The sequence below is a fragment of the Streptomyces sp. NPDC033845 genome, from assembly GCF_055576225.1.
In genome coordinates this window covers 182,014-206,386 of sequence record NZ_JBVIRI010000001.1, presented here as the reverse complement: position 1 = coordinate 206,386, position 24,373 = coordinate 182,014, and the positions used below count along the sequence as shown (strand labels likewise).

At 71.4% G+C, this 24,373-nt stretch carries 21 protein-coding genes and 1 tRNA gene; 14 read left to right on the top strand and 8 right to left on the bottom strand.

Features of this window, described 5'->3' with window-relative positions; all coding sequences use genetic code 11:
- The first annotated feature begins 33 nt into the window (after positions 1-33).
- From ACZ50K_RS00935 to ACZ50K_RS00890, 10 genes are all read left to right on the top strand, one after another.
- Positions 34-942 (top strand): VOC family protein, encoded by a 909-nt coding sequence (locus tag ACZ50K_RS00935; RefSeq protein WP_468895701.1) that lies wholly within the window; start codon positions 34-36, stop codon positions 940-942.
- Positions 930-1,541, top strand: coding sequence for a flavin reductase family protein (locus ACZ50K_RS00930; protein ID WP_468895698.1), 612 nt, complete (start codon positions 930-932; stop codon positions 1,539-1,541). The genes ACZ50K_RS00935 and ACZ50K_RS00930 overlap by 13 nt, the downstream gene beginning before the upstream one ends.
- Positions 1,538-3,178, top strand: a complete 1,641-nt coding sequence (locus ACZ50K_RS00925) for an FAD-dependent oxidoreductase (protein ID WP_468895695.1) — start codon at positions 1,538-1,540, stop codon at positions 3,176-3,178. The genes ACZ50K_RS00930 and ACZ50K_RS00925 overlap by 4 nt, the downstream gene beginning before the upstream one ends.
- Before the next feature lie 44 nt (positions 3,179-3,222).
- Positions 3,223-3,378: a hypothetical protein gene (locus ACZ50K_RS00920; RefSeq protein ID WP_468895692.1), complete on the top strand. Its 156-nt coding sequence runs from the start codon at positions 3,223-3,225 to the stop codon at positions 3,376-3,378.
- A gap of 253 nt (positions 3,379-3,631) precedes the next feature.
- Positions 3,632-4,414, top strand: a complete 783-nt coding sequence (locus tag ACZ50K_RS00915; RefSeq protein WP_468895689.1) for a serine protease — start codon at positions 3,632-3,634, stop codon at positions 4,412-4,414.
- Between the two features lie 178 nt (positions 4,415-4,592).
- Complete coding sequence (locus ACZ50K_RS00910) at positions 4,593-5,249, top strand: response regulator (protein WP_468895686.1); 657 nt, start codon at positions 4,593-4,595, stop codon at positions 5,247-5,249.
- A 259-nt stretch (positions 5,250-5,508) separates the two neighbouring features.
- Complete coding sequence (locus ACZ50K_RS00905; RefSeq protein ID WP_468895683.1) at positions 5,509-6,672, top strand: sensor histidine kinase; 1,164 nt, start codon at positions 5,509-5,511, stop codon at positions 6,670-6,672.
- Between the two features lie 68 nt (positions 6,673-6,740).
- The gene (locus ACZ50K_RS00900) at positions 6,741-7,100 is read left to right on the top strand and encodes a chorismate mutase (RefSeq protein ID WP_468895680.1); all 360 of its coding nucleotides are present in this window, start codon (positions 6,741-6,743) and stop codon (positions 7,098-7,100) included.
- 55 nt (positions 7,101-7,155) lie between these two features.
- Entirely contained in the window at positions 7,156-9,711 is a 2,556-nt protein-coding gene (gene pepN / locus ACZ50K_RS00895; protein WP_468895677.1) for an aminopeptidase N, read from the top strand.
- An 841-nt stretch (positions 9,712-10,552) separates the two neighbouring features.
- Positions 10,553-12,001: a lysine N(6)-hydroxylase/L-ornithine N(5)-oxygenase family protein gene (locus tag ACZ50K_RS00890; protein WP_468895674.1), complete on the top strand. Its 1,449-nt coding sequence runs from the start codon at positions 10,553-10,555 to the stop codon at positions 11,999-12,001.
- A 51-nt stretch (positions 12,002-12,052) separates the two neighbouring features.
- Here ACZ50K_RS00890 and ACZ50K_RS00885 read toward each other — a convergent pair whose 3' ends face one another.
- Positions 12,053-13,873: a bifunctional metallophosphatase/5'-nucleotidase gene (locus ACZ50K_RS00885; protein ID WP_468895671.1), complete on the bottom strand. Its 1,821-nt coding sequence runs from the start codon at positions 13,871-13,873 to the stop codon at positions 12,053-12,055.
- 85 nt (positions 13,874-13,958) lie between these two features.
- Between ACZ50K_RS00885 and ACZ50K_RS00880 the strand changes: the two genes are divergently transcribed.
- From ACZ50K_RS00880 to ACZ50K_RS00870, 3 genes are all read left to right on the top strand, one after another.
- Complete coding sequence (locus ACZ50K_RS00880; RefSeq protein WP_468895668.1) at positions 13,959-14,666, top strand: SIMPL domain-containing protein; 708 nt, start codon at positions 13,959-13,961, stop codon at positions 14,664-14,666.
- 143 nt (positions 14,667-14,809) lie between these two features.
- Positions 14,810-16,237, top strand: a complete 1,428-nt coding sequence (gene pyk, locus ACZ50K_RS00875; RefSeq protein WP_468895665.1) for a pyruvate kinase — start codon at positions 14,810-14,812, stop codon at positions 16,235-16,237.
- Positions 16,238-16,284: 47 nt separating this feature from the next.
- Positions 16,285-16,674: a MarR family transcriptional regulator gene (locus ACZ50K_RS00870; protein WP_468895662.1), complete on the top strand. Its 390-nt coding sequence runs from the start codon at positions 16,285-16,287 to the stop codon at positions 16,672-16,674.
- Here the strand turns inward: ACZ50K_RS00870 and ACZ50K_RS00865 are convergent.
- Together ACZ50K_RS00865 and ACZ50K_RS00860 are read right to left on the bottom strand one after the other, a co-directional pair.
- The gene (locus ACZ50K_RS00865; protein WP_468895659.1) at positions 16,671-17,435 is read right to left on the bottom strand and encodes a transposase; all 765 of its coding nucleotides are present in this window, start codon (positions 17,433-17,435) and stop codon (positions 16,671-16,673) included. The genes ACZ50K_RS00870 and ACZ50K_RS00865 overlap by 4 nt on opposite strands.
- A 112-nt stretch (positions 17,436-17,547) precedes the next feature.
- A tRNA-Leu gene (locus ACZ50K_RS00860) sits at positions 17,548-17,620 on the bottom strand.
- 98 nt (positions 17,621-17,718) lie between these two features.
- Here ACZ50K_RS00860 and ACZ50K_RS00855 point away from each other — a divergent pair.
- A complete protein-coding gene (locus ACZ50K_RS00855; RefSeq protein ID WP_468895656.1) occupies positions 17,719-18,378 on the top strand; it encodes an ANTAR domain-containing response regulator in 660 nt (219 codons plus the stop codon).
- A 91-nt stretch (positions 18,379-18,469) separates the two neighbouring features.
- Here the strand turns inward: ACZ50K_RS00855 and ACZ50K_RS00850 are convergent, their stop codons facing one another.
- From ACZ50K_RS00850 to ACZ50K_RS00830, 5 genes are all read right to left on the bottom strand, one after another.
- Positions 18,470-19,186 (bottom strand): ABC transporter ATP-binding protein, encoded by a 717-nt coding sequence (locus ACZ50K_RS00850; RefSeq protein WP_468895653.1) that lies wholly within the window; start codon positions 19,184-19,186, stop codon positions 18,470-18,472.
- Positions 19,183-20,145 carry an ABC transporter ATP-binding protein gene (locus tag ACZ50K_RS00845; protein WP_468895650.1) on the bottom strand — a complete coding sequence of 321 codons (963 nt, stop codon included), beginning with the start codon at positions 20,143-20,145 and terminating at the stop codon, positions 19,183-19,185. The genes ACZ50K_RS00850 and ACZ50K_RS00845 overlap by 4 nt, the downstream gene beginning before the upstream one ends.
- A gap of 3 nt (positions 20,146-20,148) precedes the next feature.
- On the bottom strand, positions 20,149-21,963 hold the full coding sequence (locus tag ACZ50K_RS00840; RefSeq protein WP_468895648.1) for a branched-chain amino acid ABC transporter permease: 1,815 nt from the start codon (positions 21,961-21,963) through the stop codon (positions 20,149-20,151).
- A gap of 5 nt (positions 21,964-21,968) precedes the next feature.
- Positions 21,969-22,898, bottom strand: coding sequence for a branched-chain amino acid ABC transporter permease (locus ACZ50K_RS00835; RefSeq protein WP_468895645.1), 930 nt, complete (start codon positions 22,896-22,898; stop codon positions 21,969-21,971).
- Between the two features lie 114 nt (positions 22,899-23,012).
- Entirely contained in the window at positions 23,013-24,248 is a 1,236-nt protein-coding gene (locus ACZ50K_RS00830) for a branched-chain amino acid ABC transporter substrate-binding protein (RefSeq protein ID WP_468895642.1), read from the bottom strand.
- Between the last annotated feature and the right edge of the window lie 125 nt (positions 24,249-24,373).

The window sequence follows — 24,373 nt, the reverse complement described above, 5'->3', positions numbered from 1 at the left end:
GCCGCCGAACCACCCCACAGGGAGCCCCCTTTCATGGACATCCGCGCACTCGGCTACCTCCGCATCGAGACCGCCGACCTCCCCGCCTGGCGGACCTACGCGCTCGACGTCCTCGGCATGGCCGAGGCCGAGGGCAGCACGGACGGCCGGCTGAACCTCCGGATCGACGACCGGGCACACCGCTTCCAGCTGGTCGCCGGAGCCCGGGACCGGCTGCTCGCCGCCGGCTTCGAACTCCCCGGCCCCCGGGCCCTGGAGGAGGCCGCGGCGGAACTCGAAGCCGCCGGGACCGCCGTCAAGGAGGGCGACGCGGGGGCCCTGGCCGAACGCCGGGTCCGGGGCCTGATCCGCTTCGACGACCCGAGCGGCAACCCCCTGGAGCTGTACTGGGGCCAGGCCCAGGACCACACCCCGCTCGGCACCCCCTACGGCAACCGCTTCGTCACCGCCACCCCCTCCGGCGAGGGCCTGGGGCTGGGGCACGTGGTGCTGCCCGCCCCCGACACCGAGGCCACCCTGGACTTCTACGAGAACCTGCTCGGCTTCCAGCTGCGCGACTCGATGCGGCTGCCCCCGGCCGCCGTGCCGACCGGCGCGCCCGGCCGGGAGTCCCACTGGATGCACTTCCTCAGCCCCAACCGCCGCCACCACAGCCTGGGCCTCTACCCGGGCGCGCTGCCGCCCGGGATCGTGCACTTCATGGTGGAGCTGGCCGCCCTGGACGACGTGGGCTACTGCCTGGACCGGATGCACCGGGCCGGGATACCCATCGCCTCCACCCTGGGCCGGCACTCCAACGACCACATGGTCTCCTTCTACGCGCAGGCCCCCGGCGGCTTCCAGGTGGAGTACGGCTGGGACGGGCTGGTCGTGGACCCGGCCGTCTGGACGGCCAAGGAGATCACCGCGGACAGCTTCTGGGGCCACCGGTGGAACGGCTGACCGCGGCTGCGGACCGGGCGCCGGACCGGGTGGCGGACCCGGCGGCGGAACGGGCGCCGGACCCGACGGCCGGTCCGGCGCCGGACCCGGTGGCGTGGCGCCCGGTGGACCCGCGGTCGTTCCGGGAGGTGCTGGGGTCGTTCGCCTCGGGCATCACCGTGGTCGCCGCCCTGGACCCGGCCGCGGCCGGCGGTCCGGACGCCCGGCCGGTCGGCCTGGTCTGCCAGTCCTTCGCCTCGCTGTCCCTGGACCCGCCGCTGGTCCTGCTCTGCGTCGGGAAGGGCTCCACCAGCTGGCCGAAGGTGGCGGCGGCGGGCCGGTTCGGGGTGAGCATCCTCGCCGAGGACCAGCGGGCGGTCTCCGAGGCCCTGGCCCGGCCGGGCCCCGACAAGTTCGCCGGCGTCCCCTGGGAGCGCTCGGCGCACGGGGCGGTCCGGCTCACCGGCGCCCTCGCCACCGTCGACTGCGAGACCGCCGGCATCCACGAGGCCGGGGACCACTGGCTGGTCACCGCCCGGGTGCTGGAACTCACCGCCCGGGAGGGCGGCTCGCCGCTCCTCTACTTCCGCAGCGACTACGCCACCGGAGCCTTCGGATGACCCTCGAATACGACGTGGTGGTGGTGGGCTCCGGCGCCGCCGGGATGGCCGCCGCCCTCACCGCCCGGCTGCGCGGTCTGACCGCCCTGGTGGTGGAGAAGACGGACCGGTACGGCGGCTCCACCGCCCTCTCCGGCGGGGCGGTCTGGGTGCCGGGCAACCTCCATCTGGACCGGGCGGGTCTGGCCGATACCCCGGCCAGGGCCCGCGCCTATCTGGACGCCACCGTCGGCGACCGGGTCCCGGCCGCCCGCCGCGAGGCCTATCTCCGGCACGGCCCGCGCATGGTCGAGGAGTTCCACGAGCGCACCGAGGTCCGCTTCGTGTACACCCCCGGCTATTCGGACTACTTCCCCGAGGAGCCCGGCGGCATGGCCCAGGGGCGCTCCATCGAGCCGCAGATCATGGACCTCCGCGAGCTCGGGGAGCTCCGGCACGGCATGCGGCGGGCGGGCCTGCCCACGTACGGGCTGACGATGACCTCCCACGACTTCCGGTTCCTGAACATGGCGGGCCGCACCTGGGCGGGCCGGCGGCGGGCGGTCCGGGTCGCCGGGCGGGCCCTGCTGGCCCGGCTCACCGGCCGCCGGCCGGTCTCGCTGGGGGAGGCGCTGGTCGCCAGGATGCGGCTGTCGCTGCACCGGCTGGGCGGGGATCTGTGGCTGTCGGCCCCGCTGACCGGCCTGCTGACCGAGGAGGGCCGGGTGACCGGTGTCCGGGTGGTCCGGGACGGCCGGGAGACGGCCGTCCGGGCCCGCGGCGGGGTGGTGCTGGCGGCCGGCGGGTTCTCCCACGACCGGGCACTGCGCGAGAAGCACCTGCCGCAGCCGACCTCGGCCGAGTGGTCGCACGCCTCCGAGGGGCAGACCGGCGACGCGCTGCGGCTGGGCGAGGAACTCGGCGCGGCCACCGACCTGCTGGACAAGGTGTGGGGGGCGCCCTCGGTGTGCCCGCCGGGGGAGCGGCCGTTCTTCCTGGTCGCCGACCGGGGCATCCCCGGCATGGTGATCGTGGACGCCTCGGGGGAGCGGTACGCCAACGAGGCCGCGCCCTACCACGCGTTCGTGGACCGGATGTACGCGGCGGACCGGCCCGGGGCCGGCACGGTGCCCTCCTGGCTGGTCCTCGACGCCCGCTCCAAGGCCCGTTACGTCTTCGCCGGACTCCTCCCCGGGCAGCCGTTCCCCAAGCGGTGGCTGGAATCGGGCTTCGTGCGCCGGGCGGACTCGGTGGCGGGACTGGCGGAGCTGATCGGGGCACCCCGGCTGGTGGACGCGGTGGCCCGGTTCAACGGGTTCGCGGCGGCCGGCCGGGACGAGGACTTCGGGCGCGGCGACAGCGTCTACGACCGCTACTATGGGGACCCCACCCTCCCGCACCCCAATCTGGCGCCGCTGGAGAAGGGTCCGTTTTACGCGGTGCCGGTGCACCCCGGGGACATCGGCACCAAGGGCGGCCTGGTCACCGACGGGGACGGGCGGGTGCTGCGCGAGGACGGGTCGGCGATCGCCGGGCTGTACGCGGCCGGGAACTGCTCGGCGGCGGTGATGGGGGAGACCTACCCGGGGCCCGGGGCCACGATCGGCCCGGCCATGGCCTTCGGCTGGGCCGCCGCCGACCACATCGCGCGGCACTGACGGAGGCGGGTGTTCCGGTCGGCCGGGCCGGGCACACCGCCGGTATGAGCGGTACCCAGGTCACGTTGGTCACCTTGGGCGCGATGGTCCTCGCGGCCCTGCTCACCGCGCTGTTCTCGGCCCCCGGCGACGGGGACGGCCGCGACGGGGACGGGGACGGGGACGGCGGCGGCTGCGGTTGCGGGGGCTGCGAGGCCTGACCGGCCGGGAGGCGGCGGGGCCCGGCCGCGGGGCCCGACCGGGTGGCGGACCGGGTGGCCGAACGGGGCCGGTTCGGGCGGTTCTGCGCCGGTGGGGCCGTCGGGCCGGAAACCTTGCCGCCCGGGCCGGTGATTGGCCGAAAACGCGCTCTTGTTCCCGCCCGCCCCACGGGTGTGACATGGACCCGTCACATCCGTCATTCACCCGATGACGCGCACGGCCCAACCCCCCACGAAAGGCAGTGTGTTCACCGTGTCCTCGATCTTCTCCTCGCGGTCCGTCAAGCGCTTCCTCGCCGCCGCCGCGGTCACCCTCGCCGCCGTCAGCCTCCAGCCCGCCGGCGCCAGCGCCGCCCCCGCCCCCGTCGTCGGCGGCACCCGCGCCGCCCAGGGCGAGTTCCCCTTCATGGTCCGCCTCTCCATGGGCTGCGGCGGCGCCCTCTACACCCAGCAGATCGTCCTCACCGCCGCCCACTGCGTCGGCGCCAGCGGCAACAACACCTCCATCACCGCCACCGCCGGAGTCGTCGACCTCCAGAGCTCCAGCGCCATCAAGGTCAAGTCCACCAAGGTGCTCCGCGCCCCCGGCTACAACGGCTCCGGCAAGGACTGGGCCCTGATCAAGCTGGCCCAGCCCATCAACCTGCCCACCCTGAAGATCGCCACCACCACCGCCTACAACAGCGGCACCTTCACGGTCGCCGGCTGGGGAGCGGCCCGCGAGGGCGGCGCCCAGCAGCGCTACCTCCTCAAGGCCAACGTGCCCTTCGTCTCCGACGCCACCTGTCAGTCCGCCTACGGCGGCGACATCATCCCCGGCGAGGAGATCTGCGCCGGCCTGATGGGCCAGGGCGGAGTCGACACCTGCCAGGGCGACTCCGGCGGCCCCATGTTCCGCCGCGACAACGCCGGAGCCTGGATCCAGGTCGGCATCGTCAGCTGGGGCCAGGGCTGCGCCCGGCCGAACTACCCCGGCGTCTACACCGAGGTGTCCACCTTCGCCACCGCGATAGCGAACGCCGCCGCCACCCTGTAGCACCGGCACCCCCGCCTCGTCCCTCCGGCCGGCCCGGTCCGGCCGGACGGACGAGGCACCCCGCCCCCGACGTGCGTAACCTCGGCGCCGGGCCCGCCGTGCGGTTGCGGGCCACCGTCCGGCCCGGTCCCATGGGAAGGACCCATCGGCAGCGGGCGACAGTGGGGCAGGGCAGCGCATGACGATCAGCGTGGTCATCGCGGACGACCAGGAGATGGTCAGGACCGGGTTCCGCATGATCCTGGAGAGCCAGCCCGACATCGAGGTGCTGGCCGACGTCGTCGACGGACAGGCCGCCCTGGAAGCCGTCGAGGCCCACCACCCCGACGTGCTGCTCCTCGACATCCGGATGCCCCGGCTCGACGGCCTGGAGGTCACCCGCCGGCTCTCCGGCCGGCCCTCCCCCCGCATCGTCATCGTCACCACCTTCGACCTCGACGAATACGTCCACGCCGCCCTCCACGGCGGCGCCTCCGGATTCCTCCTCAAGGACGCCAGCCCCGCCATGCTCGTCGAAGCGGTCCGCGCCGCCGCCGTCGGCGACTCCCTGGTCTCCCCGGCGATCACCGTCCGGCTGCTCCGCGAGATGGCCGACCGGGCCCCCGCCGCCCTGGCCGCCCGCCGCCCCGCCGAACCCCTCACCGAACGGGAACGGGAGGTCGTGCGCTGCCTCGCCCGCGGCCTGACCAACGCCGAGATCGCCGCCGAGCTCTACGTCTCGCTGTCCACGGTGAAGACCCACCTGGCCAACGTCCAGGCCAAGCTGGACGCCCGCAACCGGGTGGAGATCGCCGCCTGGGCCTGGGAAAGCGGCCTCGCCACGAGCCCCGCATGACCCCACCCCAGCCCCCGGCCGAGCTACAGCCGCTGACCGCGGCCCCGGCCCAGGCCCCGCCCCGGCCCGCGGCCCTGCCATGGAGCTCGGCGCCCGCCTGGCCCCCGGCCGCACACCGGCCCGCGCCCCAGGCCCGGGTGCCCGCCGTGTGCCAGGCGCCCGCCTGGAGCCCGGCCCCGCCCCGGCCCCCGGCGCCCGCCCTAAGCGCGGCCGCGCCCCCGGCCCCGGGGCCCGCCGCGCCCCCCGGGACGGGGCCGGCGTGAGCCCGCTCGCCGCGTGGTCACGGCGCCATCCGCGGGGTGCCCGGCTGGCCCTGGTGACCGTCACCCTGGCCCTGATCGGCCTGGTCACCGCGGAAGGCCTCGCCCTCGCCCGCCAGCCCACCCTCCCGCACGCCGCCGTCTGGACCTCCGGCCTCCTGGTCTGCCTCAGCGCCGCGCCCTGGCCCCGCCTGCCGCTCGTCCGCCGCGCGGCCTTCGCCGCCGCCGTCACCTGGACCACCACCCTCACCCTGATCCTCACCAGCCCGCCCCTCGCGGTCTGGGGCATCGGCGAGGCCGCCGCCCTCCTCGTCCTCCTCAGCCAGATCCTGCTCCGCGCCCCCGCCCGCACCGCCACCGTCCTCGGCCCCCTCCTCGGCCTCGGCTGCACGGCCGTCCCCGTCCGGGACGCCGACCCCGGCCGCTTCACCCTCCTCTTCTCCGTCCTCACCGTCGTGGTGGCCGCCTACTCCCTCCTCCTGCGCCTCCAGACCGTCCAGCGCGCCCGCGAGCTCCGCGACGCCCGCAGCGCCGAGCGCCTGGAGCTGGCCCGCGAGCTCCACGACCTGGTCGCCCACCACGTCACCGGCATCGTCGTCGAAGCCCGCGCCGCCCGCTTCACCCATGTCGCCGCCGACCCCGACCCGGCCCGCGCCGACGCGATCCTCGCCCGGATCGAGACCGCCGGCGACGAAGCCCTCGGCTCCATGCGCCGCCTGGTCAAAGTGCTCCGCGAGGACCAGGACGGAACCGCCGGCACCACCCCCGTCGCCGGCCTCCCCGAGATCCGGGAACTCGTCGCCCGCGCCTCCGTCACCGGCCCGCCCGCCGTCCTCTACGTCGAGGACGGCCTCGCCGACCGCCTCCCCGGCGACGTGGCCGCCACCGCCCACCGGATCATCCGCGAGGCCCTCACCAACATCGGCAAGCACGCCGCCGGCGCCACCTCCGTACGCGTCGGCCTGCGGACCGTCCCCACCGGCCTCGAAGTCCGCGTCGCCGACGACGGAGGCACCCCCGCCCGGCTCTCCGACCAGGCCCGCGGCGGCGGCTACGGCCTCGCCGGAATGGCCGAACGCGCCGAGGCCATGGGCGGCTCCCTCACCGCCGGACCGGTCCCCGGCGGCGGCTGGCGGGTCACCGCCGTCCTCCCCCTCCGCTGACCCCCCGGCCGTCTCACCGACCGACCGGCCGAGGTGGGCCCCGCCCCCGCCACGTAAGCTGGGGAACCATGGATCACCGCGACACCGCCGCCGCCGAAGACGTCATCGCCGAGGCCCTCACCGCCGAGGACCTGACCGCCCCGGAAGTCGCCGCCGAGCTGGTCCGGCTCCGCGACAGCATCGACAACATCGACGCCGCCGTGGTCTACATGCTCGCCGAACGCTTCAAATGCACCCAGCAGGTCGGCCACCTCAAGGCCCGCCACCAGCTGCCCCCGGCCGACCCGGGCCGCGAAGCCCGCCAGATCGCCCGCCTCCGCCAGCTCGCCGAGAGCGCCAAACTCGACCCGGCCTTCGCCGAAAAGCTCCTGAACTTCATCATCGCCGAGGTCATCCGGCACCACGAGACGATCGCTGCGGGCGAATAAGCACACCGACCGGCGCCCCTTCGCCCGGCGCGCCCCGTGCGGCAGCATGGGCCCCATGCCCGTACTGACGCGCAACGAAGCGCAGACCCGTGCCCAGCTCCTCGACGTCCACCGCTACACGGTCGCCCTCGACCTCACCGGCGGCGACGAGACGTTCGACTCCACCACCGTCATCCGCTTCACCACACGCGCCGCGGGCGACACCTTCGTCGAACTGAGACCCGAAGAGCTGCGGTCCGCCACCCTCGACGGCGACCCCCTCGACCTGGCGGGCCCGGCGGCCCTCGCCGACAACCGGCTCCCCCTCACCGGCCTCACCGAAGGCCCCCACGAGCTGCGGATCGACACCCGGATGCGCTACTCGCACACCGGCGAGGGCATGCACCGCTTCACCGACCCCGCCGACGGGCTCACCTACGTCTACTCCCAGATGTTCATGGACGACGTCCAGCGCGTCTTCGCCGCCTTCGACCAGCCCGACCTGAAGGCCGTCTTCGAGTTCACCGTCACCGCCCCCGCCGACTGGACGGTCCTCGCCAACGGCATCGCCGAACGCACCGGCACCCGCGACACGGACGGCGCCGCCACCTGGCGCACCGCCCCCACACCCGTCATCTCCACCTACCTGGCCGCCGTCGCCGCCGGCCCCTGGCACTCGGTCACCACCGAACACGCCGGCCTGCCCTTCGGCATCCACTGCCGGCAGTCCCTCGCCCCCCACCTCGACGCCGACGCCGACGAGATCCTCTCCGTCACCACCGCCTGCTTCGACCGCTACCAGCAGAAGTTCACCGAGCCCTACCCCTTCGACTCCTACGACCAGGCCTTCGTCCCCGAGTTCAACGCCGGCGCCATGGAGAACCCCGGCCTCGTCACCTTCCGCGACGAGTTCGTCTACCGCTCCGCCGTCACCGACACCGAACGCCAGACCCGCGCCATGGTCATCTCCCACGAGATGGCCCACATGTGGTTCGGCGACCTCGTCACCCTCCGCTGGTGGGACGACATCTGGCTGAACGAGTCCTTCGCCGAGTACATGGGCTACCAGACCGCCGCCGAAGCCACCCGCTTCACCGACACCTGGACCGAATTCGGCATCAGCCGCAAGGCCTGGGGATACGACGCCGACCAGCGCCCCTCCACCCACCCCGTCGCCCCCGACCCCGACGGCGTCCCCGACACCGCCTCCGCCCTCCTCAACTTCGACGGCATCTCCTACGCCAAGGGCGCCTCCGCCCTCCGCCAGCTCGTCGCCTGGCTCGGCGAGGACGACTTCCTGGCCGGCATCAACACCCACTTCGCCCGCCACAAGTTCGCCAACGCCTCCCTCGCCGACTTCGTCGACTCCCTCGCCGCCCACACCGACCGCGACGTCCACGCCTGGGCCGAGACCTGGCTGCGCACCAGCGGAGTCGACACCCTCACCCCCGAGATCCAGGAGAGCACCGGCGGCTGGACCCTCACCGTCCGCCGCGACGGCAGCCGCCCCCACCACATCACCGCCGGCCTCTACGACCGCACCCCCGACGGCCGCCTCGAACTCCGCGACCTCATCGGCCTCGACGTCCCCTCCGACGAGATCGTCTCCGTCGCCGGCCCCCGCCCCGCCCTCCTCGTCCTCAACGACGGCGACCTCGGCTACACCAAGATCCGCCTCGACGCGACCTCCCTGGAAACCGCCCTCCGAGGCCTCTCCGCCATCCCCTCCGCCCTCACCCGGGCCGTGGTCTGGAACTCGCTCCGCGACATGGTCCGCGACGGAGAACTCGAACCCGCCGCCTACCTGGAGACCGCCCACGCCCACCTCCCCGAGGAGAGCGACCTCGCCATCGTCCAGGGCGTCCTCGGCTTCGCCCGCCACCAGATCGCCGACCGCTACCTCCCCGCCGCCGACCGCCCCGCCGCCCTCACCCTCATCACCTCCATCACCCGCGCCCTGATCCGGCACACCGAGGGCCTCACCTCAGAGGACTGGAACGGCCACCGCGGCGGCACCGCCCCCGGCCTCCGGCTCGCCGCCGTACGCACCTTCATCGACAGCGCCACCCAACCCGACGCCATCGCCGCCTGGCTCGCCGACGGCACCGTCTCCGGCGGCCCCGAACTCGACCCCGAACTCCGCTGGCGGATCCTCGCCCGCCTCGCCGTCCTCGGCGCCATCGGCGAAACCGAGATCGCCGAAGCCCTCGCCGCCGACCCCAGCGCCACCGGCCAGGAAGGCGCCGCCCGCTGCCGGGCCGCCCTCCCCGACGCCACCGCCAAGGCCGCCGCCTGGGAGAGCCTCTTCCACGAAGACACCCTCTCCAACTACCTCTTCAGCGCCACCGCCCAAGGCTTCTGGCAGCCCGAACAGACCGACCTCACCACCCCCTACGTCCACCGCTTCTACACCGACGCCCCCGCCCTGGCCACCCGCCGGGGCCCGGCCATCGCCGAAGCCGCCGGCCGCCACGCCTTCCCGGCGTACGCCGTCGACGCCGACAACCTCCAGACGGGCCACACCTGTCTGAAGTCCGAGGACCTCCTCCCGCTCCTGCACCGCAAACTCACCGACCAGCTCGACGACCTCGCCCGAGCCCTCCACACCCGCACCGCCGCCGACACGCCCTGACCGGATGTCCGGAAAGCGCGGTTACCAACCGGCCCGCGCACTCGTTGGGCTGAACGGGGGCATCAGCGCCCCCGTTCAGGCCGACGAGGAACCCCATGCCCGCCCCCGCCCCGGACCGCCCCGGCCCCCGCAGGCCACCCGCCGCCCCCGGCCCCCGCAGGCCGCCTGCCGCCACGGCCACCCCCGGCCCCCGCACGCCGCCTGCCGCCCAGGCCAAGGCCGACTCTGGCCCCCGTACGCGGCCCACCGATCAGGTCATGGCCGCCCCCGGGCGCCGCAGGCCGCCTGCCGCCCAGGCCGCCCCCGGGCCCCGCAGGCCCCTGGCCGATCAGGCCCCGGCCGACTCCGGCCCCCGTACGCGGCCCGCCGCCCAGGCCCTGGCCGCCCCCGGGCCCCGTACGCGGCCCACCGATCGGGTCATGGCCGACCTCGGGCGCCGCAGGCCGCCTGCCGCCCAGGCCAAGGCCGCCCCCGGGCCCCGTACGCAACCCGCTGATCGAGTCCCGGTCGACCTCGGGCCCCGTGCGCGGGCCACCGCCCAGGCCACGGCCGCCCCCGGCACCTGTAAGCCGCCCGCCGATCGGGTCATGGCCGACCCCGGGCACCGTAGGCCGCCGGCCGCCCAGGCCATGGCCGATCCCGGCCCCCGTACGCGGCCCGCCGCCCAGCCCCCGGCCGGTCAGGCCATGGCCACGGGTCCGGACCGCCCCGGGAACCCCCCGCCGCCCGCAGGCCGCCCCCCGCACTCCACCTGCCGCGCCGACGCCCCGCAGACCGGTACCACCACCCGCGCGGACGCCCTCGTGCGCCTCCCCGCGACCTCCCCGGAAGGCACCCACCGATGACCGCCGCCCCCGCCCCCGCCCCCCACGAGCCCGCCGCCCCGCACGACCTCATCGGCATCGGCATCGGCCCCTCCAACCTCTCCCTCGCCGCCCTCGCCCACGGCCTCCCCCCACAGGAACGTTCGGGCAGCGACCCCGCCCGCCCCCTCCGCACCGCCTTCTACGACCAGCGCCGCGACTTCCGCTGGCACCCCGGCCTCCTCATCGAAGGCACCACCCTCCAAGTCCCCTTCCTCGCCGACCTCGTCACCCTCGCCGACCCCACCAGCCCCTGGACCTTCCTCAACTACCTCAAGCGCAAGGAACGCCTCTTCCCCTTCTACTTCGCCGAGACCTTCCACATCCAACGCGCCGAATACGACGCCTACTGCCGCTGGGTCGCCGACGAACTGCCCGGCCTCCACTTCGGCCACCAGGTCGACGCCGTCCGCTGGAACCACGAACGCGACCTCTTCGAGATCGACTTCACCCAACTCGACCCCGACGGCGAAGCCCAGGCCCTCGGCCGCGCCCACGCCCACCACCTCGCCCTCGGCATCGGCACCGCCCCCTACATCCCCGAACCCCTGCGCCCCCTCGCCGAAGCCCCCACCGTCCCCGTCATCCACTCCGCCGACTACCTCGACAACCGAACCCGGATCCTCGGCGCCGAGCACATCACCGTCATCGGCTCCGGCCAGTCCGGCGCGGAGGTCTTCCTCGACCTCCTCCGCTCCCGCCCGCCCGGCCGCGAACGCCTCACCTGGCTCGCCCGCACCCCCTCCTTCGCCCCCATGGAGTACTCCAAACTCGGCCTCGAACACTTCACCCCCGACTACACCCGCTACTTCCACGCCCTCCCCGAACCCGTCCGCGACCACCTCGTCCCCGCCCAATGGCAGCTCCACAAGGGCATCGACACCGACACCATCGCCGCCATCCACGAGGAGCTCTACCGCCGCACCCTGCACGGCGGCTGGCCCGACACCGTCCTCACCCCCGGGGTGACCGTCCGCACCGCCGGCCGGGTCGCCACCACCAAGGTCGAACTCCACCTCGAACACACCGAACAGGGCAGCCGCTCCCGCCTCACCACCGACGCCGTCGTCCTCGCCACCGGCTACCGCGAACGCCCCCTCGGACGCCTCCTCGCCGGACTCGACCCCTACATCCGCAAGGACTCCCACGGCCGCCCCCGCATCGACCCCCGGCACCGCATGGTCCTCGACCCGGCCATCACCGGATCCGTCTACGTCCAGAACGGCGAACGCCACACCCACGGAGTCGGCGCCCCCGACCTCGGCCTGCTCGCCTGGCGCAGCGCCGGCATCCTCAACACCCTCACCGGCGGCACCCCCTACCCCGAACCGCCCCGCACCGCCTTCACCACCTTCGGCCTCGACCGGCAGGAACAGCCCCGGCCCCCCCTCGCCGGGGAACTGCTCCCACTCGTCGACCAGATCTGACCCGACCGGATCCGACCCGACCGGATCCGACCGGCCCGACGACCCCGGCCGTCAGTCCTGGAACACCGGCACACCCTCCCGCGTCAACCGCCAGTCCACCGAAGCGAACCGCGCCGGATCCACCGTCCCCTCCGCCTTCACCCACTGGATGATCGTGTTGCGGATCTCATCCGAATCCGCCCACAGCTGCCGCGCCCCGGGCACGTGCGGGAACGCCCCACCGCCCGAGGCCCGGTAGTTGTTCACCGCCAGCACGAACTGCCCCGCCGGATCCAACGGCCGCCCCTCGAACGACAACCCGGTGATCCGCGACCCCGCCGGCCGCGCGATGTCGATCCCGTACGACAGCCCCGACACCGCGTCGTAGTTGTAGTCCGGAATGCCCCCCGCGTTCGTCAGCTTCGCCGGATCCACCGGAGCGTCCACCGCCGTCTGCACGAAATACCGCGCCGAGTACTCCAGATAGTCCTTCAGCTGCGCACCGGTCAGCAGCCGCGCCTCCAGCGTGTTCTCGAACGGATACAGACCCGCCGCGTCCCGGATCGTCACCCGGCCCGCCGGAATCGCCGCCGTACGCGAGAAACAGGAAGCCTGCGACAGCACCGGCAGCGCCGCCCACTCCGACCCCGCCAGCGCCTTCCGCACCGTCTCCGCCTGCACATGGTTGATCAGATCGATGATCGGGACGTCCTTCACCGGACCCTCCGCGGACACCATCGCCGCCGTCGAGGTCCCGATCACCTGGTTGACGTACGCCACCACCTTCCGGTGCTCGTCCGACAACAACCGGGTGATCTTCGGATCCTCCGGCACCTCGTTCGAGTTCAGCACCCGCGCCGACACCTTCGCCACCGACCACCGGCCCCGCTCCCAGGCCAGCTCGAAGTCGAACAGGGTCAGCCGCTGCCCCCACTTCAGCGGCTCCGACAGCACCACCTCCTTGCCGGTGGCCGCGTTCCGCACCCGGTACTCCGGGATCTCGGTGTGCGCGTGACCCACCAGGATCGCATCGATCCCCGGCACCTGCTCCGCCACCAGCCCCGCCGCGTTCTCCACGTACGGCAGCTGGTCACCGTAGGAGGAGGTCCCGCTCGACCCCGAATGCGCCGACACGATCACCACGTCCGCACCCATCGACCGCAACCGCGGCACGTACTTCGCCGCCTGCTCCTCCAGCCCCGGGAACGTCATCCTCCCCTGCACGTTCGCCTTGTCCCAGATCGCGATCCCCGGATTCGTCAGCCCCAGCACCGCCACCTTCACGTCCCGACCGCGCGGGGTCCGCAACCGGTGCATGCTGTACGGCGGAAAAGCCGGCCGCAATGTCCTCGCATCCAGCGCGTTCGCCCCCAGCAACGGGAAATCGCACTGCTCCTCGAACTTCCGCAGCACCGGTATCCCGTAGTTGAACTCGTGGTTCCCCAGCGCCGCCGCGTCATAGCCGATCGCGTTCATCGCCTGCGCCATCGGATGCACCGGACCCCGCCGGGCCGTGATCGGATCCACCTTCGCGTAGTAGTACGAAAGCTGCGTCCCCTGGATCGTGTCACCCGCGTCGATCAGCAGCGTGTTGCACCGCCCCTTCTCTGCCCGCACCCGCTCCACCAGCGTGGAGATCTTCGCCAGACCCACGTCGTTGTGCGCCTTGTCGTCGAACTCCCGGTCCGTGAAGTAGTCCCAGTTGAAGACGTTCCCGTGCAGATCGGTCGTCCCCATCACCGTGAACGCGTACGTCCGCGACGGCCGGTGACCGCGCCCGCCACCCGACCCCTCCACCGCGGCCGCCGCCGGCACGGCCGAAGCCCCCACCAGCGCGACCGCGGCACCCGCCGCGGTCGACGTACCCAGAAACGCCCTACGGTCCAACGTCATGCCATCTCCCTTGTGAGGCCTGTGCGGCGTGAACAACGCGCGTAGATTCTCCACCCGGACGGCCCCCGGTGCGAGAGTGATGTGCATGACCCAGGACGCCAGCGCAGCCCAGCCCTACGGAACCCCCCAGGCACCCCGCCTCGCCGTCCGCGGCGAAGCACAACTCGAAGTCGACCCCGAGATCGCCCGCATCGGCATCGGAGTCAGCGCCCGCGGCACCGACCGCCGCACCGCCCTCGAAGACCTCACCCGCCGCAACAACACCGTCCTCGACCTCATCAAAAGCTACGGCGACCCCGTCGAGAAACTCGAAACCGGCGCCTTCTCCATCACCCCCGAACTCACCCGCCACGGCCGCGGCGAACGCATCCGCGCCTACCACGGACGCGTCCAGATCACCGCCGAACTCAACGACTTCACCACCCTGGGCGAACTCACCACCCGCATCGCCGACCTCGAACTCACCCGCGTCGACGGACCCTGGTGGTCCCTGCGCCCCGACTCCCCGGCCCACGCCCGGGCCCGCCGCGAAGCCGTCCTCGACGCCGTCCAGCGCGCCCGCGAATACGCCGGCGCCCTCGGCGCCGAACTCGCCGCCCTGATCGAACTCGCCGACCTCGGCGCCGAGGACCCCACCCCCTACTACGCCGCACCCGCCGGCGGCGCCATGCGCTCCATGGCCTTCGCCGGAGCCCAGGACACCACCGCACCCCCGCTCGACCTCGAACCCCAGCGCCAGACCGTCCACGCCCAGGTCAACGCACGCTTCACCATGACCCCGCCCCGACTCTGACCACCCCGGGGGCCCGCCGCGGGGGTGCTCATCAGAGCACCCCCGCGCCCATTCAATAGATGTCAACAAGCTTTTCCCCAAAGGTTGTTGAGCAGACACCCACGGCAGGTTTCCTACCGCTCGGTAGGGCATACGCTCGCCTTATGCGCCGAGCGAAAATCGTATGTACCCTGGGCCCCGCCACCGACTCATACGACCAGATCAAAGCCCTGGTCGAAGCCGGAATGGACATCGCCCGCCTCAACCTCAGCCACGGCACCTACGCCGAACACGAGGAGCGTTACCAGCGCGTACGCAAGGCCTCCGACGAGACCGGCCGCAGCGTCGGAATCCTCGCCGACCTTCAAGGCCCGAAGATCCGCCTCGGCCGCTTCCGCGAAGGACCCGTACTCCTTGAACGCGGTGACGAATTCACCATCACCGTCGAGGACATCGAAGGCGACCGCCACATCTGCGGCACCACCTACGACGGCCTCCACACCGACGTCACCACCGGCGAACGCATCCTCGTCGACGACGGCCGCGTCACCCTCGAAGTGACCGCCGTGAACGGCCCCCGCGTCCGCACCACCGTCATCGAAGGCGGCATGGTCTCCGACCACAAGGGCCTCAACCTCCCCGGAGTCGCCGTCTCCGTCCCCGCACTCTCCGTCAAGGACATCGAAGACCTCCGCTGGGCCCTCCGCACCGGCGCCGACGTCATCGCCCTCTCCTTTGTGCGCAGCGCCAACGACATCAAGGACGTCCACAAGATCATGGCCGAGGAAGGCCGCCGCCTCCCCGTCATCGCCAAGATCGAAAAGCCCCAGGCCGTCGAGAACATCGACGAGATCGTCGCCGCCTTCGACGGAATCATGGTCGCCCGCGGCGACCTCGGCGTCGAAATGCCCCTGGAACTCGTCCCCATCGTCCAGAAACGCGCCATCAAGCTCGCCAAGCGCAACGCCAAACCCGTCATCGTCGCCACCCAGATGCTCGACTCGATGATCGACAACTCCCGACCCACCCGCGCCGAAGCATCCGACGTCGCCAACGCCATCATCGACGGCACCGACGCCGTCATGCTTTCGGGTGAAACCAGCGTCGGCAAATACCCCGTCGAAACCGTCCGCACCATGTCCCGCATCGTCGAGGCCGCCGAAGAGGACATCCTCGCCAAGGGCCTCCCCCCGCTCACCGAACGCAACAAGCCCCGCACCCAAGGCGGCGCCGTCGCCCGCGCCGCCGCCGAAATGGGCGACTTCCTCGGCGCCAAGTTCCTCGTCGCCTTCACCCAGAGCGGCGACACCGTCCGCCGCCTCTCCCGCTACCGCTCACCCATCCCCCTCCTCGCCTTCACCCCCGAACCCGCCACCCGCTCCCAGCTCAACCTCACCTGGGGCGTCGAAACCTTCCTCGGCCCCCACGTCGACTCCACCGACGCCATGGTCGCCCAGGTGGACGAAGAACTCCTCCGCATCGGCCGCTGCGAACCCGGCGACACCGTCGTCATCACCGCCGGCTCCCCGCCCGGAGTCTCCGGCTCCACCAACCTGGTCCGCGTCCACCACATCGGCGACCGCGTCCGCTGACCACCACCCTTGACCCCAACCCGACGTGAGCTCCTACCGTCACCACCATGACGATCAAGCACCACCCCCAGGAGCAGCTCGCCGCCCAGCCCACCGGCTACCGGAGCGGCCAAACCCAGCGCCTCGTCGTCGGCGGCCTCCGGGCCGCCCTCGCCGAGGAGGGCCTCACCCAGCCCCACTGGTGGACCCTCAACCACGTGGCCGGCCACCCCGGCCACTGGACCCGGCCCGCCCTCACCGCGAAACTCACCCGCTTCGACGACCAGCGCACCGACTTCGAAGCGGTCTACGCCGACCTGGCCGCCCGCACCTGGACCACCGAGGCCCCCGACGGCACCCTCACCCCCGAGGGCGAATCCCCCGCCGACTACGCGGCCGCCATCGACGTCCTCCGCCGCATGATCGCCAACCTCGGCGGCAACAGCGACCTCCCCTAGTACTTGGCCCCCACGTGCAGGTCCATCAAGGCCACGTCGGCCTTCCGGGCCACGCTCACGTTGAACGGGTCGCTGCCCCGGGCCAGCACCGTCCATCGGACGCCGACCAGGCCGAGCGCGTCGGTGCAGAGCTTCCGGATGTCGTCGGACTTGTTGGTGAAGAGGTACCGCGGGTACTCGTACCTCTTGCCGTTCCGCACGGTCCAGTTGGTGACCCGGCACCCGTCGGAATGGATCAGCCCCCGGAGGAACTCCCAGGGGTGCGCCTCGACGATCTCCCGCTGCCACTCTTCCAGCGCGATCCGCCGCTCGTGCTTCTTCCCCGGCCCGTGCTGCGGAAAGAGGCACGGCCAGTGGGAGGAGTACGACTTGACCTCCACGCACCCCGCACGGCGCCGGCGGCTCACGCTCGGCAGCTCCATGACGCGGCGCATGGAGTGCTCGGCGGCATCGATCAGGCCGCCCCAGGCGGCGTCGCAGAACACGGAGAGGTGGTGCTGCCTCGGCTTCGAGATGATGTGGCCGTCGCCGAGGTAGAGGCCGAGCAGATGGGCGTAGGCGGGACGGTCCACGTCCCGGGCGGTGCACCGGGGACAGTCCGTGGGTGCGGTGTACTCCTCGCCCCGGTTCCTGCGGTCCTGGTGCCGCCACCAGCCGACCGTGCCGCGGGGAATGCCGAGCTGTTCGGCCACCGCTCGATTGGTCGCGCCCCGGCGCAACAGCAGCACCGCTTCTTCGCGTATTCCGGGATTGTGCTCCACGACACAGAAGCTTCGCCGGAATTAGTCCGTTTGGCCGGGCTTCGAAGGGCCGTTCACTGTGATGAGTGAAGATCGCAGAATTATCCTCGCGACCTTGGAAATGAAGGAGAAGTGCCCCGGGTCGGATTCGAACCGACGCTGAATGGGTTTTGAATCCATGGCCTCTGCCGCTGGGCTACCGGGGCCCCTTCGAAACGAAGGATACCGAATACCCTCCGTGTCACAAACATACAGGAGCTAGGTAGGCTCGGGGGAGCTGAATCGCCTTGCACAAGGAGCCCCCGTGACCGCCGAGCACGAGTCGTCGCCCACGCCCGTCGACGCCGACCAGTCGCATGTTCCCCCGCTGACGACCCGCGTCGTCATCGCCGAGGACGAGGCGCTCATCCGGCTCGACCTCAAGGAGATGCTGGAGGAGGAGGGCTACTCCGTCGTCGGTGAGGCCGGGGACGGGCAGCGGGCCGTGGAGCTGGCCCGGGAGCACCGGCCGGACCTGGTGATCCTGGATGTGAAGATGCCGGTGCTCGACGGGATCTCGGCGGCGGAGAAGATCGCCGAGGAGTCGATCGCCCCGGTGCTGATGCTGACGGCGTTCTCGCAGCGCGACCTGGTCGAGCGGGCCCGGGACGCGGGTGCGATGGCGTATCTGGTGAAGCCGTTCAGCAAGAGCGATGTGGTGCCGGCGATCGAGATGGCGGTGTCGCGGTTCTCGGAGCTGAAGGCGCTGGAGCGTGAGGTCGCGGACCTGTCGCAGCGGCTGGAGACGCGGAAGCTGGTGGACCGGGCGAAGAGCGTGCTGCAGACGCAGTACGGGCTGACGGAGCCGGCGGCGTTCCGGTGGATCCAGAAGACCTCGATGGACCGGCGGATGTCGATGCAGCAGGTGGCGGAGGCGGTCATCGAGGACGCCGAGGAGAAGAAGAACGCGGCGAAGCAGCAGTAGCGGCGTCGGTCGACGGTATGGCGAAGGCCCGCCTCCCCCCGAGGGGAGGCGGGCCTTCGGCCTGGGTGGCCCGGGGGCCGGGGCGGGGAGGTCAGTCCTCGCCGAGGTAGGCCTTGCGGACGTCCTCGTTGACCAGGAGCTCGCGGCCCGGGCCGGACAGGACGATCTTGCCGATCTCCATCACGTGTCCCTGGTCGGCCAGGGAGAGTGCGGCCTGGGCGTTCTGCTCGACGAGCAGGATGGTGGTGCCGCCGGCCTTGAGTTCGGAGATGGTGGCCATGATCTTCTGCATCATGAGGGGGGAGAGGCCCATGGAGGGCTCGTCCAGCATGAGCAGTTTGGGCTGGGACATCAGGGCGCGCCCCATGGCGAGCATCTGCTGTTCGCCGCCGGAGAGGGTGCCGGCGGCCTGCTTGCGGCGTTCTCCGAGGATCGGGAAGAGGTCGTAGGCGCGCTGGACGTCCCGGGTGATGCCTTCTTTGTCCTTGCGGAGGAAGGCGCCGAGGAGCAGGTTGTCCTCGATGGTCATGCGGGGGAAGATGTGCCGGCCTTCGGGGGAGTGGGCGAGGCCGAGGGCGACGATGTCGTGCGCCTGGACCTTCTTGAGTGACTTGCCCTGGAACTTGATCTGGCCGCCGCGCGGTTTGATCAGGCCGGAGAGGGTGCGCAGGGTGGTGGTCTTGCCGGCGCCGTTGGTGCCGATGAGGGTGACGACCTGGCCTGCTTCGACGGAGAAGGAGATGCCCTTGACGGCTTCGATCTTGCCGTAGGCGACGCGGAGGTCCTCGACCTCCAGGAGTGCGGTCACTTGGTTTCTCCGTCCGTGCTGGTGGTGCTGTCGCCGGGGGTGTCCGTGGCCGGGGCCGGGTCCGTTGCCGGGGCCGCGTCGGTGGCGGTTTCGGCGTGGGTTTCGGCTTCGGCGTGGGCTTCGGCGGCTTCGACTTCGGCGACTTCTTCGGCGCCGGGGGCGCCTTCGAAGGGTTCGCCGAGGTAGGCGGCGATGACGCGTTCGTCGCTCTGGACTTCGGTGGCGGTGCCTTCGATGAGCTTTTCGCCCTGGACGAGGCAGGCGACGCGGTCGCAGAGGTTGAAGATGAAGCGCATGTCGTGCTCGATGACGAGGACGGCGATGCCCTGGTCCCGGATGGCGAAGATGAGTTCTTCGGTGGCCCGGGTCTCCTGCGGGTTCATGCCGGCGGTGGGCTCGTCCAGGAGGATGAGGCCGGGGTCGCTGGCGAGGGCGCGGGCGATTTCGAGCTTGCGCTGTTCGCCGTAGGGGAGGTTGCGGGCGAGGTGGTCGGCCTTGTCGGCGAGGCCGATGAACTCCAGGAGTTCCATGGCCCGGTCGCGGCTGGCGGCTTCCTCCTTGTGGAAGCCGGGCAGTCGGAGGAGGGCGGACCAGAGGCCTTCGCGGGTGCGGGTGTGGCGGCCGACGAGGACGTTTTCCAGGACCGTCATGTTGTTGAAGAGACGGATGTTCTGGAAGGTGCGGGCGATGCCGGCCGCGGTGACCTTGAAGGATTTGGGGGGCAGGATCGTGCCCTTGTACCGGACTTCGCCCTCGGTGGGGATGTAGAGGCCGGTGAGGCAGTTGAAGAAGGTGGTCTTGCCGGCGCCGTTGGGGCCGATGAGTCCGACGATCTCGCCGCTGTTGACGGTGAGGTCGACGTTCTTGACGGCGGTGAGGCCGCCGAACCGCATGGTGACGCCGCGGGCGTCCAGGACGGTCTGGGTGGCCGTCTCGGTCGTGGTGGTCGTGGTCGTCATGGTTCAGGCCCCTGTCTTGCCGAGGGACGTGGGCGCTTCGAGGTCCTTGTGGAGTTCGAGTTGGTTGCGCCGGTTGGGGATGAGGCCTTCGGGGCGCAGTCGCATGAGGACGACGAGGGCGATGCCGAAGACGAGGAGCTGGTATTCGCCGAGGGACTGGAGCTTGTTGGGGAGCAGGAAGAGGAGTGCTCCGCCGACGAGGGGTCCGGAGATGGTGCCCATGCCGCCGAGGACGACCGCGGCGAGGAGGAAGGCGGAGTTCGGGGGGACGGCGTTGGCGAACACGTACTGGTCGGGGGTGACCGTGTAGTTGACGTGTGCCTGGACGGCTCCGGCGAATCCGGCGAGGGTGGCGCCGAGGGCGAAGGCGATGAGTTTGACGCGGAAGCCGTTGATGCCCATGGCTTCGGCGGCGGTTTCGTCTTCGCGGATGGCGACCCAGGCGCGGCCGATGCGGGATTCGGCGCTCCGGCGGAAGACCAGGACCACCAGGAGGGTGATCAGGAGCATCAGCAGGAAGTAGTTGGCGAATCGGCCGATGGTGAATCCGGCGATGGTGTGGGGGGCGCCGAAGTCGAATCCGAAGAGGTCGATGTTGGGGATGCCGGCGATGCCGTTGGGGCCGTTGGTGACGTCGGGGCCGGAGACTCCGTCGAGGTTGTTCATCGAGATGCGGAAGATCTCTCCGAAGCCGAGGGTGACGATGGCGAGGTAGTCGCCGCGGAGTCGGAGGGTGGGGGCGCCGATGAGGACGCCGAAGACCATGGAGGCGACGGCTCCGGCGAGGAGGGCTGCCCAGAAGGGGAAGTGTCCGCCGAAGGGGGAGTTGGGGGAGCCGGAGACCAGGGCGGCGGTGTAGGCGCCGACGCCGAGGAAGGCGACGTATCCGAGGTCGAGGAGGCCGGTGAGGCCGACGACGATGTTCAGACCGAGGGCGACGGTGGCGAAGATGAGGATGTTGACGCCGAGGGTGGCGTACTGGTCGTCGGTCTGGGTGAGGGGGAAGGCGGCCGCGGCGGCGAAGGCGCCGACGAGGGCGACGTTGCGGTGCTTGGTGGTGAGTGCGGTGAAGCGGGCCACCAGGCCGGCTTTGTTGATGGCGGTGAAGCCGAAGCCGGCGGTGATCAGGAAGCCGATGAAGAGTTCCTGGTAGGGGGTGGTGATGCCGTAGGTGAAGACGCCGAGGGCGAGGGCCAGGACGGCGGTGATGATCAGGATCTCGGCGTAGGCCGGGAGGGCGCGGGCCGGGGTGATCGGGCCGGTGGCGAAGGCTGCCTTGACGGTGGTCCAGGTGTTGCCGGCGTTGTGCTTGAACTGGTCCCAGGCGGTGTCGTCGGGGTCGGGTCCTTCGAGCGCGGGGCGCTTGAAGGGGAGGGCGAGGGCTCCGGCGAGGGTGGCGAGGGTGATGACGGCGATGATGAAGCCGCCGGGTTCCAGGTCGACGAGGGCGCCGAGCTTGGAGATGATCGCGATGACGGTGTACCAGGCGGTGGCGAACGCGGCGAGGGCGGAGAGCTTGATCGCTGCGTCGGCGCCGGCGGGGGTGAGCCAGCCGAGGCCCTTGACTCCGTAGGAGGAGAGGCCGAAGAGGGTGGTGAGGAGGCCTGCGACGAGGACGAGCCACTGGAGGCCGCCGGGGTATCCGTAGACGGTGAGGTCGCCGGGGAAGGCGGAGGTCCACGTCCAGGAGAGGAAGCAGGAGGCGACGGTGAGGGCGCCGCCTGCGGTGGCGAGGGCTCGTGCGGTCTTCTCGGGGATGCCGATGAAGCCCTTCTCGGCCGCTTCGGTCTTCGCGGTGTCCGCGGTGATGGTCGTCATGGTTCTCACGCCCTGTCCGCCACGCGCTCACCCAGCAGGCCCTGTGGCCGGAAGAGGAGCACGAGGATGAGGAGGACGAACGCCCAGGTGTTGCCCCAGGACTGTCCGCCGAGCTGCTGCATTCCGGGGATCTCGTCGATGTAGACGGTGGTGAGGGTCTCGGCGAGGCCGAGGACCAGTCCGCCGATCATGGCGCCGTAGATGTTCCCGATGCCGCCGAGGACTGCGGCGGTGAAGGCCTTGAGGCCGAGGATGAAGCCCATGCGGTAGTTGACTTCGCCGTATTTGAGGCCGTATGCGACGGCTCCGACGGCGGCGAAGGCGGCGCCGAGGGCGAACGCGACCGTGATGATGCGGTCGGTGTTGATGCCCATGAGCTTGGCGGTGTCCGGGTCCTGGGCGGTGGCCTGCATGCCGCGGCCGGTGCGGGTCTTCTTGACGAAGAAGCCGAGGAAGGCCATGGAGAGGGGGGCGGCGAGGAGGAGGAAGACGTCACCGGTCTGGATGGTGATGCTGCCGATGTGGAAGGGGCCGCCGGGGATTTCGGGGAAGACGAGGGAGGACCGCGCGTCGGGGTACCAGGCCCATACCGCCTGCTGGAGGACGATGGAGAGGCCGATGGCGGTGATGAGCGGGGCCAACCGGGGTGCACTGCGCAGCGGTCGGTAGGCGAAGCGTTCCGCGCCGACGGCTATGAGGGTGGCGACGATGATGGCGCCTATGAGCATGAGGGGGAGTGCGACCCACATGGTGGTGCCGCCGGGGAGCATCAGCCAGACCGTGAGGGCTCCGAACCCGCCGGTCATGAAGATCTCGCCGTGGGCGAAGTTGATGAGCTGGACGATGCCATAGACCATCGTGTAGCCGATGGCGACGAGCCCGTACATGGATCCCAGTAGCAGGCCGTTGACCAGCTGTTGCGGCAGTTCGTGCACCGCAGTCCTCCGAGTCTTTCGACGGATGTGACACCGCGCGGGGCGCTTGTGTGCGCGCCCCGCGCGGCAGGTGAGGGGTGAGGGCTAGCTGTTTGCGGAGCTAGCGGGGGTGGGTCAGCCGCCGTAGGTGCCGGACTCGACGGACTTCCACTCGGTGCCCTCGACCTTGTAGACCGTGAGCTGCTTGTTGGTGGCGTCGCCGAACTCGTCGAAGGAGACCTTGCCGGTCACGCCTTCGAAGGAGACGCCCTGGACGGCTTCCAGGACCTTGGCGCGGGCGCCGTCGGGGAGCTTGCCGCCGTTGTCGGCGACGACCTTCTTGACGGCCTCGATGACGGCCCAGGCGGAGTCGTAGGAGTAGCCGCCGTAGGCCGCGAACGGGTCCTTGAAGCCGGCCTTCTCGTAGTTGGCGATGAACTCCTTGGCCGAGGGGAGGGTCTCGACCGGGGCGCCGACGGAGGTGGCGAGGTCGCCGGCGGATTCGGCTCCGGCCAGCTCGATGTACTTCTTGTCGTAGATGCCGTCGCCGCCGACGACGGGGATCTTGGCGCCGGAGGCCTTGATCTGCTTGCTGAGGGGGCCGGCCGCGGGGTACTCGCCGCCGTAGTAGACGACGTCGGCGCCGGAGTTCTTGACCTGGGTGACGATCGCGGAGAAGTCCTTGCTCTCCGGGTCGATGTGGCCCTCGCCGGCGACGGCGCCGCCGAGCTTGGTGAACTCGCCCTTGAAGGTGCCCGCGAGGCCGGCGCCGTAGGTCTTCTTGTCGTCGATGACGAAGACCTTCTTCTTGCCGGCCTTGTTGAAGAGGTACTGCGCGGCGAACGGGCCCTGGATGGCGTCCGTGGTGGCGGTGCGGAAGTAGCTCTTGTAGGAGCGGACCTTCTGGCCCTCGGCCCACTTGGGGCCCTGGGTCAGGGAGGGGCTGGTGTTGGCCGGGGAGATCTGGGCCAGCTTGGCGTCGTCGAAGACCTTCTGCATCGACTCGGAGACCGAGGAGTTCAGGGGGCCGACGACGCCGAGGACGTCCTTGTTGGCGACGAGCTTGGTGGCGTTCTGCTGGCCGGAGGAGGCCTGTGCCTGGTCGTCGAGGGCTTCGATCTTGAAGGTGACGCCCGGGACGTACTTCTTCTCGTTGGCGGTGCGGGCCGCGAGGTCGGCGGAGTTCTTGATGCCGAGGCCGAGGGCCGAGAGGTCACCGGTCAGAGGGGCGTCGACGCCGATGACGACCGTGACGTCCCCGGAGGAGTTCTCGCCGGCCTTGTTGCCTTCGTCGCGCGAACCACAGGCGGTGAGCGACAGGGCTCCCGCGGCGAGCGCTGCGGTGATGGCAATGAGCTTACGGTTACGCACGATCAGTCCTTTCCAGGCACGGCGTCCCCCCTGGGACGCGCCGAGTCGAACGCGGGAAACCGGTCTGAAGGGAATCCGTGTCGCGGTGACTGGCCGTGACTCTAGGCGGCGTACCGGGGGATATG

Coding starts and splice junctions, on each gene's coding strand:
- ACZ50K_RS00845 (WP_468895650.1), bottom strand. CDS start 20,145: ATGACGACCACGACCACCACGACCGAGACGGCCACCCAGACCGTCCTG.
- ACZ50K_RS00910 (WP_468895686.1), top strand. CDS start 4,593: ATGACGATCAGCGTGGTCATCGCGGACGACCAGGAGATGGTCAGGACC.
- ACZ50K_RS00890 (WP_468895674.1), top strand. CDS start 10,553: ATGACCGCCGCCCCCGCCCCCGCCCCCCACGAGCCCGCCGCCCCGCAC.
- ACZ50K_RS00885 (WP_468895671.1), bottom strand. CDS start 13,873: ATGACGTTGGACCGTAGGGCGTTTCTGGGTACGTCGACCGCGGCGGGT.
- ACZ50K_RS00920 (WP_468895692.1), top strand. CDS start 3,223: ATGAGCGGTACCCAGGTCACGTTGGTCACCTTGGGCGCGATGGTCCTC.
- ACZ50K_RS00870 (WP_468895662.1), top strand. CDS start 16,285: ATGACGATCAAGCACCACCCCCAGGAGCAGCTCGCCGCCCAGCCCACC.
- ACZ50K_RS00900 (WP_468895680.1), top strand. CDS start 6,741: ATGGATCACCGCGACACCGCCGCCGCCGAAGACGTCATCGCCGAGGCC.
- pepN (WP_468895677.1), top strand. CDS start 7,156: ATGCCCGTACTGACGCGCAACGAAGCGCAGACCCGTGCCCAGCTCCTC.
- ACZ50K_RS00925 (WP_468895695.1), top strand. CDS start 1,538: ATGACCCTCGAATACGACGTGGTGGTGGTGGGCTCCGGCGCCGCCGGG.
- ACZ50K_RS00880 (WP_468895668.1), top strand. CDS start 13,959: ATGACCCAGGACGCCAGCGCAGCCCAGCCCTACGGAACCCCCCAGGCA.
- pyk (WP_468895665.1), top strand. CDS start 14,810: ATGCGCCGAGCGAAAATCGTATGTACCCTGGGCCCCGCCACCGACTCA.
- ACZ50K_RS00840 (WP_468895648.1), bottom strand. CDS start 21,963: ATGACGACCATCACCGCGGACACCGCGAAGACCGAAGCGGCCGAGAAG.
- ACZ50K_RS00935 (WP_468895701.1), top strand. CDS start 34: ATGGACATCCGCGCACTCGGCTACCTCCGCATCGAGACCGCCGACCTC.